The sequence below is a fragment of the Nocardioides secundeburneus genome (genome assembly GCF_039939255.1).
GTDB lineage: Bacteria > Actinomycetota > Actinomycetes > Propionibacteriales > Nocardioidaceae > Nocardioides.
The window spans coordinates 599,868-616,006 of record NZ_JBDUUE010000001.1; the positions used below are offsets into that span (position 1 = coordinate 599,868).

A 16,139-nucleotide genomic window follows, 5' to 3' on the forward strand; every position below is an offset into this window, starting at 1 on the left:
CCGACCCGACGACAGACGCGACGAGAGAGACACCCGTGACCCAGACTCCCACCGACGGCGGCAGCGGCACCCCTCCCCTGGGCGGGCGCATCGAGCCGGTCGAGCTGCAGACCTCCATGCAGCGCGCCTACATCGACTACGCCATGGCGGTCATCGTCGGGCGCGCGCTGCCCGACGTCCGCGACGGTCTCAAGCCGGTGCACCGGCGCGTGCTCTACGCGATGTTCGACGGCGGCTACCGGCCCGACCGCGGCTTCAGCAAGTGCTCGCGCGTCGTCGGCGACGTCATGGGTCAGTACCACCCGCACGGCGACACCGCGATCTACGACACCCTCGTGCGTCTCGCCCAGGCGTGGGTCATGCGGGCGCCGCTGGTGCACGGCCAGGGCAACTTCGGCTCGCCGGGCAACGACTCGGCCGCGGCCATGCGGTACACCGAGTGCCGCATGGCGCCGCTGGCCCTCGAGATGGTCCGCGACATCAACGAGGACACCGTCGACTTCCAGCCCAACTACGACGGTCGCTCGCAGGAGCCCGTCGTCCTGCCGGCGCGGTTCCCCAACCTGCTGGTCAACGGCTCGGCCGGCATCGCCGTCGGCATGGCCACCAGCATCCCGCCGCACAACCTGCGCGAGGTCGCCGAGGGCGCCAAGTGGGCGCTCGACCACCCCGACGCCACGCGCGAGGAGCTCCTGGAGGCGCTCATCGAGCGGGTCAAGGGGCCCGACTTTCCCAACGGTGCGCTCATCGTCGGCCGTGCGGGCATCGAGCAGGCCTACCGCACCGGCCGCGGCTCGATCACGCAGCGGGCCGTCATCGAGGTCGACGAGGACAGCCGCGGTCGCACCTGCCTGGTGATCACCGAGCTGCCCTACATGGTCAACCCCGACAACCTCGCGCTCAAGATCGCCGAGCTCGCCGACTCCGGCAAGGTGCAGGGCATCGCCGACGTCCGCGACGACACCTCCGACCGTACCGGTCAGCGGCTCGTCGTCGTCCTCAAGCGCGACGGCGTCGCGCGCGTCGTGCTCAACAACCTGCTCAAGCACACCGAGCTGCAGACCAACTTCAGCGCCAACATGCTCGCGCTCGTCGACGGCGTGCCGCGCACCCTGTCGATCGACCAGTTCATCTCCAACTGGGTCGCCCACCAGATCGAGGTCATCCAGCGGCGCACGCGCTACCGCCTCCGCGAGGCCGAGGAGCGCGCTCACATCCTGCGCGGGCTCGTCAAGGCGCTCGACGCCCTCGACGAGGTGATCGCCCTGATCCGTCGCTCGCCCGAGGTCGACGACGCCCGCCAGGGCCTGATCGCGCTGCTCGAGATCGACGAGCTGCAGGCCAACGCCATCCTCGACATGCAGCTGCGCCGGCTCGCGGCGCTCGAGCGGCAGAAGATCATCGACCAGCTCGCCGAGATCGAGCTGCTGATCGCCGACCTCGAGGACATCCTGGCCAACGAGGCCCGCCAGCGGCAGATCGTCTCCGACGAGCTCACCGAGATCGTCGACAAGTACGGCGACGACCGCCGCACGCAGATCATCGCCGCCGACGGTGACCTGTCGATGGAGGACCTCATCCCCGACGAGGAACTCGTCGTCTCCATCACCCGCGGCGGCTACGCCAAGCGCACCCTGCGCCACCAGTACCGCACCCAGCGCCGGGGCGGGAAGGGCGTGCGCGGGGCCAGCCTGCGCGGCGACGACGTCGTCGAGCACTTCATCGCCACGACCAACCACCACTGGCTGCTGTTCTTCACCACCGCCGGCCGGGTCTACCGCACCAAGGCCTACAACCTGCCCGAGGCCTCGCGCGACGCCAAGGGCGGCCACGTCGCCGGGCTGCTCAGCTTCCAGCCCGACGAGTCGATCGCCCAGGTGCTCGCGATCCGCGACTACGAGCAGATGCCCTACCTCGTGCTCGCCACCCGCGCCGGCCTGGTCAAGAAGACCCGTCTGGGCGACTACAACTCCCCGCGTCAGGCCGGCGTCATCGCGATCAACTTCCGCGACGACGACGACGAGCTCATCGGCGCCGAGCTCGTCGGCCCCGACGACCAGATCCTGCTGGTCTCCCGGCGCGGCCAGGCCGTGCGCTTCCAGGCCGACGACGCCCAGCTGCGCCCGATGGGCCGGGCGACGTCCGGCGTGACCGGCATGGTCACCGCCGACGACGACTCGGTGCTCTCGATGTCGGTCATCCGGGCCGAGCAGGTCGCGGCCGAGGACGCCGAGGAGAGCGAGGAGGTCAAGGTGCAGTACGTCTTCACCATGACCGACGGCGGCTACGCCAAGCGCTCGCGCATCAACGAGTACCGCCTCACCAACCGCGGCACCAAGGGCGTGCGCGCCATGACCCTGACCAACGAGGACCGCGGCGGCCTCGTCGGCGCGTTCATCGTCGAGGACGGCGACGAGGTCCTCTCGATCACCGTCGGCGGGCAGGTGGTGCGCAGCCCCATCAACGCCGACTTCCGACCGACCGGCCGCTCCACGCAGGGCGTGAAGTTCGTGACCCCGAAGAAGGGCGACACCGTCGGCGTCGTCGCGCGCTCGGTCGAGGCGAAGGTCGTCGACGGCGACGCCGCCGACGAGCCCGACGCGGCCGTCCCGGAGGGTGTCGTTCCGGCTGAGGAATCGGCGGATGTGGTAGCGGATGCGACACTGGGTGACCAGGCGTCCGCGACCGAGGGCGCTCCCGACCCAGGTGAGGATGAAGCCTGATGAGTGATCGTCCCGCTCCGCCGGCCAAGCCGCCGGCGCCGCCCCGGACCCCCACCCAGGCCCGATCGCCCCAGACCAAGGGCAAGGCCGGCGGGGCCTCCACCGGCAGCAGCAACGGCAACGGTCAGGTGCCGTCCGCGCAGCCTGCGCGCGGGCCGCAGCCGACCGTCCCGCCGCCGGCCGAGCCGCCCGCAGCGCCGGTGGCCGACGCCGGCGACACCGTCGTCCGCCCCGGCCTCGCCGAGCGCATCCAGGCCAAGCTCGCCTCGGCCCGCAGCGGCAGCGACGAACGACCCGCCGACGAGGCGGACGCCGCCGTGCCCGCCACGGCGCCGACCAGGAAGCCGCGTCCCCGCGGCCCGCGACGCGCCCGCCTCCGGCTCACCCGCATCGACCCCTGGTCGGTCATGAAGACCTCGTTCCTGCTCTCCATCGCGTTCGGCATCGTCACGGTGATCGCCGTCGCCATGATCTGGCAGGTCATCGACGCCGCCGGCGTGTGGAAGTCGATCAACGACGCCATCAACGAGGTCGTCACCGAGCCCGGCAACGAGCCGTTCAACATCGAGGACTACGTGGGCACCGACCGCGTCCTCGGGTTCACCATGCTCGTCGCCGCCGTCGACGTCATCCTGATCACCGCCATCGCCACCCTCGGCGCGTTCCTCTACAACATGTCCGCCGCGCTCCTCGGCGGCATCGAGGTCACGCTGGCCGAGGACAACTGATCCACCGAACGCCTACCGATTGGGCCACAGCCGGTCCCCTGAGGTAGCGTTTCCCCGCTCGCACAGCGAGCATCCGGGCCTATAGCTCAGACGGTTAGAGCGCTTCCCTGATAAGGAAGAGGTCACAGGTTCAAGTCCTGTTAGGCCCACGCACCATCCCGGACCCATCCCGTACGGAGTCCCCATGAAGAAGCTGCTGCTGGTCGCGCTCGCCGCCGCCGGAGCCGTCGTCGCCCGCAAGAGGATCACCGAGGGCCGCGCCGAGCAGGCACTGTGGGCCGAGGCCACCGACGCGGTGACCAAGTCCCGCTGATCTCCACCTGATCACCCACCGGGGGCCTTGGCGCAATTGGTAGCGCACCTGCTTTGCAAGCAGGGGGTTAGGGGTTCGAGTCCCCTAGGCTCCACAGCGTTGCTGAATGGCGCCCTACGGGCGCCCGTCGCCGCGGGCGCGCCCGATCTGGTGCTAGCTGCCGCGGCTTTGGCGTCGCGCCCGACCGGCTCTGAGGGCGCCCGACGGCGCGTGCGCCTGGTGGTCGGGTGGTGCTGGGGTCGGGGCGCCTTGTGGGCGGTACCGTCATGGCGCCTTACGGGCGCCGGTCGAGACCCGGGTCAGTCGGACCGGGGGTCCACCGAGGGGTAGCCGGCGCGGGGCGGGAGTCCACTCGGGTTCTCCTCGACGCCGCCCGCGCTCTGCTCGGGCGGAGCGTCGTCAGCGGCGTCGGGGTCGGCCGGGCCGACGTCGCGGGTGCCGGTGGTGCCGACCTGGCCGGGGCCGGTCGGGCCGACCCGTTCGCTGCTGACGCCCATGTCGCCGTCGGTGGCCTGGTCGGACTCGGTGAGGTCGTGGTCGTCGGTGCCCATCGCCGTGCCTCAGCCGTCGCTGGTCGCGGTGGCCGGGCCGTCCGGCGTCGCTCCTCCCTCGTCCGCCCAGTCGTTGCCGGTGGTGTCGTCGAGGGCCGGGTCGGACTCGGCGTCCTGGTCGGTCTCGGGGGTGACGTCGTCGTGGCGCTGCTGCTCGGTCATGACTCCTTGCTACGCGGGGTGGGGGTCGTCGTCCCACACCCGCAGCGGTGATCCCCGCTCAGCGCAGCGACGAGGCCGGCCAGGACGGCAGCGTCGGGAGCACCTGGGCGTTGAAGGCGTGGTAGGCGTCGGGGCGTCCCGACCAGGTGCGCGACGACGGCCGCAGGTGCTCGTCGAGCTCGTGCGCCCACGAGCCACGGGCGTGGTCGACGAAGTGATCCTCGGCCAGGGCCCGCCAGCGGCCCTCGTCGTCGGCGTAGCGCCGGTCGCCCGTCGCGGCGTGCAGCGCCGACGCCGCGAGGACCGCCTCGGCGACCACCCAGTGGAAGCGCTCGGTGACGACCGGGCGGCCGGACCAGTCGGTGGTGTAGGCGAAGCCGGTCGTGCCGCCGTCGGTGTCGACGACGGCGCGGTCGTAGAGCCCGACCGCGCACTCGAGGAGCCAGGGCGGCGGGTCGGCGAGCGCGGCGGCGAGCTGGACGGCGAGGCGGGCCCACTCGAAGCCGTGACCGGGCGTGGCGCCGTAGGGTCGGAACGGGTCGTCGACGCGGTCGGCGTGATGGTCCGGCAGCGGCGTCCAGTGCTCGTCGAAGTGCTCGACGACGCGCCAGTCGTGGCGGCGGGCGACGTCGTGCACGAGCCGCTCGACGATGCGCACCGCGCGGTCGAGCCAGGCGGGCTCGCCGGTCACGTCGGCCGCGGCGAGGTAGGCCTCCACCGTGTGCATGTTGCTGTTGGCGCCCCGGTAGGACTCCCCCACGCCCCACTCGCGCGAGAACGACTCGCGGGCGAGCCCCGCGTCGTCGTCCCAGAACCGGGTCAGGTGCACCTCGAGCGCGTCGTCGAGCAGCCCGGGGCCGCCCGCGACGCCGGCGGCCGTGGCGGCACTCGCTGCGAGGACGACGAACGCGTGGTCGTAGCAGCTCTTCGTGCCGTCGACGACCGCGCCGTCGAGCGCCACCTCGTGCAGCCAACCTTCGTGCTCGTGGTCGGCCAGGGCGCCTCGCAGAGCCTGGACGCCGTGGGCCGCCAGCGCCTCGTGCTCGCGGTCGCCGAGCAGCAGCGCCACCGAGAACACGTAGGTCATCCGGGCGTTGATCCACAGCTGCAGCCCACGGGCGGGGACCGGGACGCCGTCGTCGTCCAGCCAGGCGAAACCGAGGTCGACCGCCGAGCCGGCGGCGACGGCGAGCAGCGCCCGGACCGGGCGTGTGGGTCCTGGTCTCACGAGCTGCTCCTCCGCGGCCGACTGCTCGGACGCCCGCCACGGTAGCCGCCGTCACGGATGCCTGCGCCGGACCACACCATCGACCGCCCGCCTCGTGTGAGGATGGGCCCGTGGGGAACCGGACGCTGGTCGCGCTCCTGGCGGCGTCGACGCTGGCGCTCGCGCTCACGGCGTGCAGCGACGACGCGCCGGTGGTCGTGCCGCCGCAGGACGCCGGCACCACGACCGCGCCGGCCTACGACCCCGACCTCGAGCCCGCGGCGGCGGTCATGGCCGTCGTCCCGGCCGACGCGACGCTGCTCGAGGTCACCGACTTCGTGCAGCTGCGGTTGCAGCTCGGGTTCGGTGAGCTGACGAGCCGGTCGCCGGCTGACGAGCGCCGTCGCTTCGAGCGCGAGGCGAGCACGACGGCGGCGATGCTCAGCCGCGGAGCGCTGCGCGGGACCGACTACCTCCAGCGCTACGGCTTCGGCCAGGACGACGTCGACTGGGAGGCCCGGTTCGAGGGGCCCTCGGGCGTCGGCTACGTGGTGGGCTTCCGAGACGACCTCGACATGGCCGGCGTCCAGCAGGCGGCCGCCGCCGACGACGGCCCCCTCGTCGGGGCCACCGTCGTGCCCGCGGCGCACCTCGTCGCGGTCGGCGCGACGCGCGAGCCCGCGCAGAGCTGGGCGGCCGATCCCGACCTGCTCGCCCTCGTCGGCCAGAAGGCCGGCGCGACCTACGTCTCGCGCGAGTGCGTGCCGGCCGACGAGGCCTTCGGGGAGGTGCGCGGCGAGCTGGCGCCCAGCCCGGCGGCCCTGGTCGGTGCGCTCGACCCGCTCGAGACCTTCTCGGTCTCGTTCGCCGGCCGGCTCGTGACCGCCCGGTTGGGCGCCCCCCGCGACGACGTCTTCGAGCGCGCGCGTCTCGGCGACCAGCTCCCGGCGACCGATCCCGACTTCGGGCAGGGTTACCTCGACCCCGTCGCCGACCCGCGCGACGGCCGCATCGGCTTCACCATCGGCGACGGCCCGCTCGCGGCGCGCCTCACGCAGGACCGCAGGCTGCCGTTCGCCGTCTGCAGCGCGTGATCCTCAGTCCGTGAGGGCCGCGAGCTCACCGCGGTCGTGCGCGCTGAACACCCGGACGCCGGGGTGGTCGGCGCGCACCAGCTCGGCCAGGCGGTCGCGGTTGGCGCGACGCAGCTCGTCGTCCTGGGCGAGGAGCCGCTGGGCGGTCCGCAGGATGCGCGGCGTCGAGAGGGGATCGGTGAGGTCGCCCGGGTGGAAGTAGGCGTCGCCGGCGTGCAGCAGCCAGCCCTCGCCGTCGCGCACGGCGACCATCGAGTGACCCCGGCTGTGACCGGCGAGCGGCACCAGGACGACGTCGTCGCCGAGCGCCGAGACGGCCTCGAAGCCGAACCAGTCGTCACCGGCGTCGGAGCGGTGGGTGGCGAACGTCGCGTCCTGCCACTGGACGGCGAGGTAGCGCCCGTGCTCCATGCCGCGCGGGTGGCGCGCGGCCTCGAGCTCGGCCTCGTGCACGTGCACCGTGGCGTGCGGGAAGTCGCCGACACCGCCCACGTGGTCGAGGTCGAGGTGGGTGAGCACGATGTCGGTGACGTCGGTGGCCTGGAAGCCCAGCGCCTCGACCTGCGCCAGCGCGGTCTCCTCGGTGCGGAGAAGTGGCCGCATGAGGGAGGTGAAGGCGCGACCGAGCCGCTGGGAGTCGGAGATGTCCGCCGTCCCGAACCCGCTGTCGACCAGCAGCAGGCCGTCGGCACGCTCGACCAGCAGCACGTGCGCGACCATCGGGCCGACCAGCCGGGGGGCGAACGAGCCGCAGTTGAGGTGGTGGATCACGCACGCATCGTGACAGATGTCGTGAGGGCGCCGGTCCCGGCGGGCCGGGCGCTGCGGGCCCTCCGTACATTGGACGACGTGCGCGACCTGCTCAGTCCGAGGATGCTCGGGGCGCACGTGCTCGCGCTGGTGGCGGTGGCGATCGCGGTCTCCCTGGGGCTGTGGCAGTACGGCTCCTGGCAGGACCGTCGCGCCGCGGAGGCCCTCGACCTCACCGAGGCGACGCCTCTGCCGCTCTCCGACGTCCTCGGCCCCGACGACCGGGTGCGCAGCGACCAGGTCGGCCAGCCCGTCGAGATCGACGGCACCTGGGTGCCCGGCAGCACGGTGCTGATCTCCGGTCGCGAGCGCGACGGCGACGACGGCTACTGGGTCGTCAGCGCCCTCGACTCCGGATCGGCGGCGATGCCCGTCGTCCGCGGCTGGACGGCGGACCCGACCACGGTGCCGGCCGAGCCCACCGGCAGGGCCAGCGTGACCGGGTGGCTGCAGTCGCCCGAGGGAGCCGGTCGTCCCGACGACGACCCCACCGACGACGTCTTCCCCGAGCTGCGGGTGGCCGACCTCGTCCAGCGCGTCGACGCCGACATGTACTACGCGTTCGCGGTCTCCCAGCAGGGCATCGGGGGCCTGGCCGCGGCCGACCTCGAGGAGCTGCCGCCGATCGAGAGCACGACGGCGCTCAAGAACCTGCTCTACGCCCTCGAGTGGTGGGCCTTCGGGTTGTTCGCCGCGTTCATCTGGTGGCGCTTCGTGCGCGACTCCCGGACGTCGTCGTCGCCGGTGCGCCCGGTACCGTCGAACGTGTGAGCCCCGACGTCGCGACCCCGCTCAAGGCCTACCGCGTGATGGCGACGATCGTCGGCGTCCTGCTGATCGTGCTGATCCTGGTCGGGGTGCCGCTGAAGTACCTGCTCGACGACGGGACGTCGTTGCAGCACGCGGGCGACTGGATCACCGAGTACCTCGGCGTCGCCCACGGCTGGCTCTACATGATCTTCCTGTTCGCCGCGTTCTGGCTCTCGCGTCGCGCCGACTGGGACATCCCGTTCACGGCCGTGACGCTGCTGTGCGGCACCGTGCCGGTGCTGTCGTTCTGGGCCGAGCACCGAGCGACGCGGCGGGTCCGCGAGGAGTTCTCGGACCACGCCGCGTCGGCGGAGGCGTAGCGGGCTACTTCTTCTCGGTCTCGGGGTCGACGTCGACGACCTCGACCGGCTCGTCGGGCGTGGAGACCGGGTGCGGCGCCTCGACGGCGTCAGCGAGGGCCTCGTCGGGGCCCGCGCCACCGGTGTCGGTGACGGCGGGGGACGCCGGCACGCTCGGCTTGGCCGCGGCCGGGGCGGGCTTCGGGGTGTAGGACGACTGCCAGTTGTCGCTCTTGGGCGACTGCAGCTTCTTCGCCACGACGGCGACACCGCCCGCGACCACGCCGAGGACCAGCAGGGTCTTGATCTTGCTGCGCTTCTTCGGCTTCTCGCCCTTGAGCTCGGCCACCTTCTCCTCGGCCAGCACCTTGACGGCGGTGGCGCGCTCACCGGCCACCGCGGCGCCGCCGGCGACGAGCGGCACAGCCTTGGCGCGAGCGTCGGCGATTAGGGGCGCCGCCTTGTCGCGGGCCTCGCTCACGAGCGGCACGGCCCGGTCGCGGGCCTCGGCCAGCACCGGAACCGCCTTCTCGCGGGCGTCGGCGAGCGCCGGGCCCGCCTTGTCCTTGGCGTCGTGCAGCGCCGGGATGGCGGTGTCCTGCACGAAGTCCTTGGCCTGGCCGTACGCGGACTCCACGTGGGGGCGGAGTGCGTCGACGTACTCACCGGCCTGGTCGATGGCCTGGTCGACCAGTGACTTCTTCTTGCGGAGTCCCATGGCGAGTCTCCCCTTTCTCAGGCCTTCGGCCCGCCGAGGTCGTAGGCCGCCTAGCCAACCACGCGAGCCTGAGGGGCGACCACCCCAGGGTGGGTGAGGGCTCGGGTGGCAGGATCGAGGCGATTCTCCGACCGCGACGACGCGAACGACGTGAAAGGCAGCCATGGCCGACCAGCAAGCCATCCTCAAGACCAACCACGGTGACATCACCATCACCCTGTTCCCGAACCACGCACCCGAGACGGTCGCGAACTTCACCGGTCTCGCCACCGGCGAGAAGGACTACTCGACCCCCAACGGTCGCACCGGCAAGTTCTACGACGGCCTCGGCTTCCACCGGATCATCCCCGGCTTCATGATCCAGGGCGGGTGCCCGCTCGGCACCGGCACCGGTGGCCCCGGCTACCAGTTCAAGGACGAGATCCACCCCGAGCTCGTCTTCGACAAGCCCTATCTGCTCGCCATGGCCAACGCCGGCCCGGGCACCAACGGCTCGCAGTTCTTCGTCACCGTCGGCGCGACGCCGTGGCTCAACCGCAAGCACACGATCTTCGGCGAGGTGGCCGACCAGGCCTCGCGCGACGTCGTCGACAAGATCGCCGCCGTGCCCACCGGCGCGATGGACCGCCCGGTCGAGCCGGTCGTCATCGAGACCGTCGAGATCGTCGGCGACAAGGCCTGACCCAGCATGTCCGAGCCCGCGCCCGGCGTCCCGGTCTGCTACCGGCACGCCGGGCGAGAGGCCAACATCCGCTGCCAGCGCTGCGAGCGGCCCATCTGCACCGAGTGCATGCGTGATGCCGCCGTCGGCTTCCAGTGCCCGTCGTGCATCAAGGAGGGTGCGCGCAGCACCCGCCAGGGCGTCGGCCCCTACGGCGGACGCCGATCGGCCCGGCCCCAGCTCACCTCCGCCGTGCTCGTCGGCATCAACGTCGCGGTGTGGCTGGCGGTGGTGGCCACCGGGTGGCACGCGAGCCGCCTGGTCTACCGGATCTCGCTGCTGCCCGTCGGGCTGTGCGAGTCGACCGCCGACCCCGAGAGCTACTTCCCCGCGGCCGACTCCGCCGCCCTGTGCGCCCAGACCGGCAGCCGGGGCGAGTGGGTGCCCGGTGTCGCCGACGGCGCGGTGTGGCAGCTGGTCACCAGCGCGTTCACCCACGTGGAGCTGTGGCACATCGGCGCCAACATGCTCGCGCTGTTCTTCCTCGGCCCGCAGGTCGAGGCCGCCCTCGGCCGCGCCCGCTTCCTCGCGGTCTACCTGCTGGCCGCCCTCGGTGGTTCGGTGGCCGCCTACTGGCTGTCGTCGGTCGACGGCTACTCCCTCGGCGCCTCCGGCGCGATCTACGGGCTGTTCGGCGCGCTCGGCGTGCTGATCCAGAAGGTCGGCGGCGACCTGCGCAGCATCGCGGGACTGCTGGTCGTCAACCTGGTGATCACCTTCGCCGTCCCCAACATCTCGTGGCAGGCCCACCTCGGCGGCCTCGCCGTCGGGGCGCTGGTGACCGCGATCATCGTCTACGCCCCGCGCGGGGTGCGGCGACCCGTCGTCCAGTGGTCGGCGCTGTTCGGCGTCACGGCGCTGCTGGCCCTGGCCGTCGTCCTGCGCTCCGCGGCCCTGGCCTGATCGATCCCGACCGGCTCGACCACCGCACGTCCGGGTGGTCGGGCCGGTCGTCGCGCGTCGTCCACAGCTGTGGAGCAACCGGTGGAGAACTACACGGCTGTCATTCTCCACAGCTGCGGACGAACCTGTGCACGACTTACACGCGTGTCATTCGCTCCACAGGTGTGCACAACCCTGTGGACAACCGGCGCGTGCCCCCGCGGCACGCCTGTGGACGACGGCGCGGCACCACGCACCGGAGCCGGCCCCCGCGGCCGCGGGGGCCGGCTCCAGGAGGACGGTGAGGCCGAGGCCTACTCCCAGCGGGTGGCGAAGGAGAACCCGACGGCCATGAACGCGATGCCGACGATGAGGTTCTTCTGGTCGAGGTCGTTGAAGACCGGCACGCTCGAGGTGTCCTGGGCGATCGCGTAGAACACGCAGATCCAGGCCAGGCCGATCAGGAAGCAGCCGAGCATGCCGACGACGACGCCGCGACCGCGACCCAGGGGCGTGGACGGGTGGGCCGAGACGATGAGGCCCAGGAAGAAGATGCCGAACCCGATGAGATAGTTCCAGCCCGCGAGGTCGCGCATGAAGCCCGGGCCGGTCATCGACGGGTCGGGCACCTCGGTCGTCGGGTCGGGCGCGCGGACCCCCACGTAGTAGAAGACGATCCACGCGATGCCCACCGCGATGAGGAGGAGGGAGATGCCGAAGCGCACGCTGAAGACGGGCCCCCGGTCGGGGTTGAACGTCTGCTGCTTCGCCTTGAGCTTGGCCACGGGTAGCAATCCTTCTCCGTCGACGGGTCCGGGCTACCTTAGTGGGCGTGACGTCCCCCGACCGAAATGCCCCCGACCCCGGGGCCGCGGACGGCGCCGACGACACCCGCGGCTGGCGGCGTGCGCTCGCCCGCGTGCCGGTGGCCCGCGACGTCGCCGCGCGGCTCCCGCACCGGCACGGTGGCGCGCAGACCCGCCGCGCCCACCTCGGTTGGCGCGTCGGCACGCCGGTCGTCGTCCTGATGTCGGGGGCGCTGTTCGCGGTCAGCGGCACCAACAGCGAGGGCACCGACCTCCGGCCGGGGCGCTACACCAGCCTCACCGACCTCACCGAGGCCGAGTCGCGGACCTACGAGCGCCTCGAGGCCCAGGCGCAGGCCCTCGAGGCCGAGGTCGAGACCCTGTCGAAGCAGGTCGACGACGACCAGGTGCGCCGCGTCGAGCGCAAGGCCGAGCGGCTCCGCGGCGCCGCCGGCCTCGACCCGGTCAGCGGACCGGGCCTGCGCATCGTGATGTCCGACGCGCCCACCGACAAGATCGAGGACAAGATCGCCGAGGGCGCGAGCGAGCAGGTGCAGAACCTGCTCGTCGTCCACCAGGAGGACATCCAGAACCTCGTCAACGCCCTGTGGGCCGGTGGCGCCCGGGCCGTGACGATCCAGGGTCAACGCGTCGTCACCACCACGGGCATCAAGTGCTCGGGCAGCGCCGTGCTGCTCGGGGGAGTCCCCTTCCCGCAGCCCTACACGATCGAGGCCGTGGGCGACGCCACCGACATGGTCGAGGCCATCGACGACAACGAGCGCATCACCGGCTTCCGCGCCGACGCCGACAACCCCGACATCGGGGTCGGCTTCGACCTCACCGAGGAGGCCGACGTGCAGGCCGCCGGCTACGACGGCCTGCTCGACATCGACGCCGCCACCCCGCGCACGACGAGCTGAGTCGTCAGTCGTCCTCGTCGTCGGTCCGGCCGGCCGGCGGCGGGGTGATCGGGTCGGTCGGCAGCGGCACCGCGGGGTCGGTGGTCGCCGGCGGCGTCGTGGGCGGGGCCGTGGTGGTCGGCGCCGGCGGCGTCGTGGGCGGCGGCACGTAGCGCGAGACGAAGATGACCACGGTGCTGCCCTGGTCGAGCTCCTGGCCGGCCTCGGGCACCTGGTCGACGACGGTGCCGCTCTTCTCGGTCGAGTCGGGGTCGACGCGGACGTCGGGCACGAACCCGGCGTCCTCGATCAGCCGGCGCGCCTGCTGCTCCGTGCGGCCGACGACGTCGGGCACCTGCACGGGGCCCTCGGAGAAGGTGAGGGTGATGGCGGTGTCGCGGTCGACCGCGGCGCCGGCCTCGGGGTTCTGCGCGAGCACCTCGCGGGCGGGGAGGTCGCTGGCCTCGCTCCGGCGCTCGAACTTCGTGAAGCCGGCCGCCCGCAGCTCGTCGATGGCCTCGTTGAGCGGCTTGCGGGTCACGTCGGGCACGGTGAGCTGGGCCTCGCCGAGCGAGACCACGAAGGTGACCTCGGTGTCGGGCGCCACGTAGTCCTCGGCCGCCGGCGACTGCCGGATCACCTGGCCGGTGGGCACGGTGTCACTGTTCTCGGTCTGCACCGGCTCGCCGACGGTGAGGCCGGCCTCGCCGATGGCGGCCCGGGCCTGGTCCTCGGTGAGCCCGACGACCTGGGGCACCTGCTCGCGCTCCGGGGCGGGTGGGAAGAGGGAGTCCTGCACCAGGAACCACCCGGCGACGAGCAGCGCGATGACGAGCAGGCCGAGCACGACCCACAGGCCGGTGCGGGGTGCGGGGTCGGACGCCGGCAGCCGGGCCGGCTCGGGGCGCTTGGGCGCGGTGGTGGCGGGTGCGGCGACCGGCACCGGGGCCGGCCGGACGGGCGTCGGCTCGGGCTCGGGCGGGGCCGCGGGGACGGCGGCCTCCACCGGCCGGCCGGCGAGGTAGCGCTCGATGTCGGTGCGCATGGCGCCGGCGGACTGGTAGCGGTCCTCCACGCGCTTCGCGAGCGACTTCATCACGATCGCGTCGACGGCCCGCGGCAGGTCGGTGTCGTGGTCGGACGGCGGCTTGGGCTGCTCGCGCACGTGCTGGTAGGCGACGGCGACCGGGCTGTCGCCGACGAAGGGCGGCCGGCCGGTGAGCAGCTCGTAGAGCAGGCAGCCGGCCGAGTAGACGTCGGAGCGGGAGTCGACGGACTCGCCGCGGGCCTGCTCGGGCGAGAGGTACTGCGCGGTGCCGACCACGGCCGCCGTCTGCGTCATCGAGCTCTGGGCGTCGCTCATCGCGCGGGCGATGCCGAAGTCCATGACCTTGACGTCGCCGCTCGGGGTGAGCATCACGTTGCCCGGCTTGATGTCGCGGTGGATGATCCCGGCGCGGTGGCTGTAGTCGAGGGCCGAGAGCACGCCGCTGGTGATCTCGAGGGCGCGCTCGGGCAGGATCTTGCGGCCCTCGCGCAGGATGTCGCGCAGCGTGCGGCCGGCGACGTACTCCATGACGATGTAGGGCTGGTCGACGCCGCTGCCGTCGGTGGCCGGCTCCTCGCCGGTGTCGTAGACGGCGACGATCGAGGGGTGGTTGAGCGAGGCCGACGACTGCGCCTCGCGGCGGAAGCGGGCCTGGAAGGTGGCGTCGCTGGCGAGGTCGGTGCGCAGCCGCTTGACCGCCACGATGCGACCGAGCCGCGAGTCGGTGCCCTTGCGCACCTCGGCCATGCCGCCGCGGCCGAGCAGCTCGCCCAGCTCGTAGCGGCCGCCGACCGTCGAGCGCTCGTCGTCGTTCACTGGGTCGGCTCTCCCTCGGTGGGTTCGGTGGGGGGCGGCGTCGTCTCGGTGGGCTCGGACGTCGGGGGCTCGGAGGTCGGCTCGTCGGACGTCGGCTCGGTCGTCGGCTCGGAGGTGGGGGGCTCCTCGGTCTCCTCCGGGGCGTCCTCGTAGTAGCTGACGTCGATCGTCGTGCCGACCGCGACCGAGCCGGTCGGGTTCAGCGAGGTGACCTGGCCGTCGCGACTGGGGTCGTCGTTGGCCACGCCGTCGCGCTGCACCTGCAGGTCGAGGGCCTCCAGGTCGGCGGCGACGTCGTCGATGTTGCGGTCGAGGTAGTCGGCCGGGTTGACCTGCACCCGCTCGGGCTCGTCGCTCGTCGGCTCCGAGGTCGGCTCGGTGGACGGCGCCGACGACGTCTGGCTCGACGGGGCGGGCTCCTCGGGCTCGTCGTCGTCGCCCCCGGTGAGCAGCAGCGCGATCACGACGGCAAGGGCGACGAGCAGCACGACCGCCAGGACGACGGGCCACGGGTTCCGCCGGGCCGGGGTCTGGCCGACCGGCTCGACCGGGGGAGCGACGGGCGCCGTGGCCGGCGTGGGGTCGGGGTCGAGCGGCACGGCGCCGAGCACCTGCGTGCGCGACTCGTCGACCGGCGGCACGGGGACCGGCGCGGCGGCGACGGCGGTGGCCTGCGTGGACGGGTCGCGCAGTGCCGCGGCGAACGCGGCGCCGTCGGGGTAGCGAGCGCTCGGCTCCTTGGCGAGCGAGCGGGTGACGACGGCCGCGAGCGCCGCGGGGATGCGGTCGGGCAGCGTCGGGACGGGCTCGCGGATGTGGGCCAGCGCCGTGGCGACGGGCGACTCGGCGTCGAAGGGACGGCGTCCGGTCAGGCACTCGTAGCCGACCACGCCGAGGGCGTAGACGTCGGAGGCGGCGGTGGCCGGGCGGCCCTCGGCCTGCTCGGGCGAGAGGTACTGGGGCGTGCCCATCACCGCGCCGGTGCGGGTGATGCCGACGCCGTCGGCCGCGCGGGCGATGCCGAAGTCGGTGACCTTGACGCGGCCGGCGGGGGTGACCATGAGGTTGGCGGGCTTGACGTCGCGGTGCACGATGCCGGCGCGGTGGGCCGCACCGAGCGCGTCGCCCACCTGGGCGAGCAGGTCGGCGACGGCCTCGGGGTCGAGGTCGCGGCCCTGCGCCTCGGTGGCGATCAGCTCGGAGAGCGGCTTGCCGTCGACGAGCTCCATCACCAAGAAGGGCACCGGGTGGTTGGAGCCGTCGGCCGACGGCTTCTCGCCGACGTCGTAGACGGCCGCGATGCCGGGGTGGTGCAGGGCGGCGGCGTGGCGGGCCTCGGTCTCGAAGCGCTGACGGAACGTCGCGTCGTCGGCGTACTCGGCCTTGAGCAGCTTGACCGCGACCTCGCGGCCCAGGCTGGTGTCGGTCGCCCGCCACACCTCGCCCATGCCGCCGGTGGCGATGCGGGAGTCGAGGCGGTAGCGGCCGGCGCCGTCGGCGAAGGTCTCGGTCATCGCGTGCTCCTCTCGGTCGGGGTGGTGGGCTGGAC

General features: G+C 72.9%; 17 protein-coding genes and 2 tRNA genes. 11 read left to right on the top strand and 8 right to left on the bottom strand.

What is annotated here, in order from left to right; all coding sequences use genetic code 11:
• Positions 1 to 35 precede the first annotated feature (35 nt).
• The 5 genes from gyrA (at position 36) to ABFT23_RS02680 (ending at position 3,858) form a co-directional block, all read left to right on the top strand.
• Entirely contained in the window at positions 36 to 2,723 is a 2,688-nt protein-coding gene (gene gyrA / locus ABFT23_RS02660) for a DNA gyrase subunit A (RefSeq protein WP_347892378.1), read from the top strand.
• A complete protein-coding gene (locus ABFT23_RS02665) occupies positions 2,723 to 3,451 on the top strand; it encodes a DUF3566 domain-containing protein (RefSeq protein ID WP_347892380.1) in 729 nt (242 codons plus the stop codon). Before gyrA ends, ABFT23_RS02665 begins: the two co-directional genes overlap by 1 nt.
• A 75-nt stretch (positions 3,452 to 3,526) precedes the next feature.
• Positions 3,527 to 3,600 (top strand) — tRNA-Ile (locus ABFT23_RS02670).
• A 35-nt stretch (positions 3,601 to 3,635) separates the two neighbouring features.
• Complete coding sequence (locus ABFT23_RS02675) at positions 3,636 to 3,764, top strand: DLW-39 family protein (RefSeq protein ID WP_347892382.1); 129 nt, start codon at positions 3,636 to 3,638, stop codon at positions 3,762 to 3,764.
• A gap of 21 nt (positions 3,765 to 3,785) precedes the next feature.
• Positions 3,786 to 3,858, top strand: a tRNA-Ala gene (locus ABFT23_RS02680).
• Positions 3,859 to 4,063: 205 nt separating this feature from the next.
• Here the strand turns inward: ABFT23_RS02680 and ABFT23_RS02685 are convergent.
• Genes ABFT23_RS02685 through ABFT23_RS02695 form a run of 3 tightly spaced genes read right to left on the bottom strand, consistent with a single transcriptional unit; the run spans position 4,064 to position 5,705 of the window.
• The gene (locus tag ABFT23_RS02685; protein WP_347892384.1) at positions 4,064 to 4,315 is read right to left on the bottom strand and encodes a hypothetical protein; all 252 of its coding nucleotides are present in this window, start codon (positions 4,313 to 4,315) and stop codon (positions 4,064 to 4,066) included.
• A 9-nt stretch (positions 4,316 to 4,324) separates the two neighbouring features.
• Positions 4,325 to 4,477 carry a hypothetical protein gene (locus ABFT23_RS02690; protein ID WP_347892385.1) on the bottom strand — a complete coding sequence of 51 codons (153 nt, stop codon included), beginning with the start codon at positions 4,475 to 4,477 and terminating at the stop codon, positions 4,325 to 4,327.
• A 58-nt stretch (positions 4,478 to 4,535) separates the two neighbouring features.
• A complete protein-coding gene (locus ABFT23_RS02695) occupies positions 4,536 to 5,705 on the bottom strand; it encodes an AGE family epimerase/isomerase (protein ID WP_347892387.1) in 1,170 nt (389 codons plus the stop codon).
• 110 nt (positions 5,706 to 5,815) lie between these two features.
• Between ABFT23_RS02695 and ABFT23_RS02700 the strand changes: the two genes are divergently transcribed.
• Positions 5,816 to 6,778: a hypothetical protein gene (locus ABFT23_RS02700; protein ID WP_347892389.1), complete on the top strand. Its 963-nt coding sequence runs from the start codon at positions 5,816 to 5,818 to the stop codon at positions 6,776 to 6,778.
• 3 nt (positions 6,779 to 6,781) lie between these two features.
• On the opposite strand, the gene ABFT23_RS02705 is transcribed toward ABFT23_RS02700, so the two are convergent.
• Entirely contained in the window at positions 6,782 to 7,549 is a 768-nt protein-coding gene (locus ABFT23_RS02705) for an MBL fold metallo-hydrolase (protein ID WP_347892391.1), read from the bottom strand.
• Between the two features lie 78 nt (positions 7,550 to 7,627).
• On the opposite strand from ABFT23_RS02705, the gene ABFT23_RS02710 reads away from it, so the two are divergent.
• Together ABFT23_RS02710 and ABFT23_RS02715 are read left to right on the top strand one after the other, a co-directional pair.
• Positions 7,628 to 8,359 carry an SURF1 family protein gene (locus tag ABFT23_RS02710; RefSeq protein ID WP_347892393.1) on the top strand — a complete coding sequence of 244 codons (732 nt, stop codon included), beginning with the start codon at positions 7,628 to 7,630 and terminating at the stop codon, positions 8,357 to 8,359.
• Entirely contained in the window at positions 8,356 to 8,718 is a 363-nt protein-coding gene (locus tag ABFT23_RS02715) for a DUF3817 domain-containing protein (protein WP_347892394.1), read from the top strand. Before ABFT23_RS02710 ends, ABFT23_RS02715 begins: the two co-directional genes overlap by 4 nt.
• A 4-nt stretch (positions 8,719 to 8,722) precedes the next feature.
• Here ABFT23_RS02715 and ABFT23_RS02720 read toward each other — a convergent pair whose 3' ends face one another.
• Positions 8,723 to 9,415 (bottom strand): hypothetical protein, encoded by a 693-nt coding sequence (locus ABFT23_RS02720; RefSeq protein WP_347892396.1) that lies wholly within the window; start codon positions 9,413 to 9,415, stop codon positions 8,723 to 8,725.
• Positions 9,416 to 9,578: 163 nt separating this feature from the next.
• On the opposite strand from ABFT23_RS02720, the gene ABFT23_RS02725 reads away from it, so the two are divergent.
• Positions 9,579 to 10,097 carry a peptidylprolyl isomerase gene (locus ABFT23_RS02725; RefSeq protein ID WP_347892398.1) on the top strand — a complete coding sequence of 173 codons (519 nt, stop codon included), beginning with the start codon at positions 9,579 to 9,581 and terminating at the stop codon, positions 10,095 to 10,097.
• Positions 10,098 to 10,103: 6 nt separating this feature from the next.
• Positions 10,104 to 11,039 (top strand): rhomboid family intramembrane serine protease, encoded by a 936-nt coding sequence (locus ABFT23_RS02730; protein ID WP_347892399.1) that lies wholly within the window; start codon positions 10,104 to 10,106, stop codon positions 11,037 to 11,039.
• Between the two features lie 293 nt (positions 11,040 to 11,332).
• Here ABFT23_RS02730 and ABFT23_RS02735 read toward each other — a convergent pair whose 3' ends face one another.
• Positions 11,333 to 11,803, bottom strand: coding sequence for a cell division protein CrgA (locus ABFT23_RS02735; RefSeq protein ID WP_347892401.1), 471 nt, complete (start codon positions 11,801 to 11,803; stop codon positions 11,333 to 11,335).
• 47 nt (positions 11,804 to 11,850) lie between these two features.
• On the opposite strand from ABFT23_RS02735, the gene ABFT23_RS02740 reads away from it, so the two are divergent.
• Positions 11,851 to 12,747: a DUF881 domain-containing protein gene (locus tag ABFT23_RS02740; protein WP_347892403.1), complete on the top strand. Its 897-nt coding sequence runs from the start codon at positions 11,851 to 11,853 to the stop codon at positions 12,745 to 12,747.
• A gap of 4 nt (positions 12,748 to 12,751) precedes the next feature.
• On the opposite strand, the gene pknB is transcribed toward ABFT23_RS02740, so the two are convergent.
• A complete protein-coding gene (pknB, locus tag ABFT23_RS02745) occupies positions 12,752 to 14,590 on the bottom strand; it encodes a Stk1 family PASTA domain-containing Ser/Thr kinase (protein WP_347892405.1) in 1,839 nt (612 codons plus the stop codon).
• On the bottom strand, positions 14,587 to 16,104 hold the full coding sequence (locus ABFT23_RS02750; protein WP_347892407.1) for a protein kinase domain-containing protein: 1,518 nt from the start codon (positions 16,102 to 16,104) through the stop codon (positions 14,587 to 14,589). The genes pknB and ABFT23_RS02750 overlap by 4 nt, the downstream gene beginning before the upstream one ends.
• Between the last annotated feature and the right edge of the window lie 35 nt (positions 16,105 to 16,139).

Bases quoted from the DNA above. Each gene is read 5' to 3' on its own strand.
- ABFT23_RS02685 (WP_347892384.1), bottom strand. From the start codon at position 4,315: ATGGGCACCGACGACCACGACCTCACCGAGTCCGACCAGGCCACCGAC.
- ABFT23_RS02730 (WP_347892399.1), top strand. From the start codon at position 10,104: ATGTCCGAGCCCGCGCCCGGCGTCCCGGTCTGCTACCGGCACGCCGGG.
- ABFT23_RS02750 (WP_347892407.1), bottom strand. From the start codon at position 16,104: ATGACCGAGACCTTCGCCGACGGCGCCGGCCGCTACCGCCTCGACTCC.
- ABFT23_RS02720 (WP_347892396.1), bottom strand. From the start codon at position 9,415: ATGGGACTCCGCAAGAAGAAGTCACTGGTCGACCAGGCCATCGACCAG.
- ABFT23_RS02675 (WP_347892382.1), top strand. From the start codon at position 3,636: ATGAAGAAGCTGCTGCTGGTCGCGCTCGCCGCCGCCGGAGCCGTCGTC.
- ABFT23_RS02725 (WP_347892398.1), top strand. From the start codon at position 9,579: ATGGCCGACCAGCAAGCCATCCTCAAGACCAACCACGGTGACATCACC.
- ABFT23_RS02665 (WP_347892380.1), top strand. From the start codon at position 2,723: ATGAGTGATCGTCCCGCTCCGCCGGCCAAGCCGCCGGCGCCGCCCCGG.
- ABFT23_RS02690 (WP_347892385.1), bottom strand. From the start codon at position 4,477: ATGACCGAGCAGCAGCGCCACGACGACGTCACCCCCGAGACCGACCAG.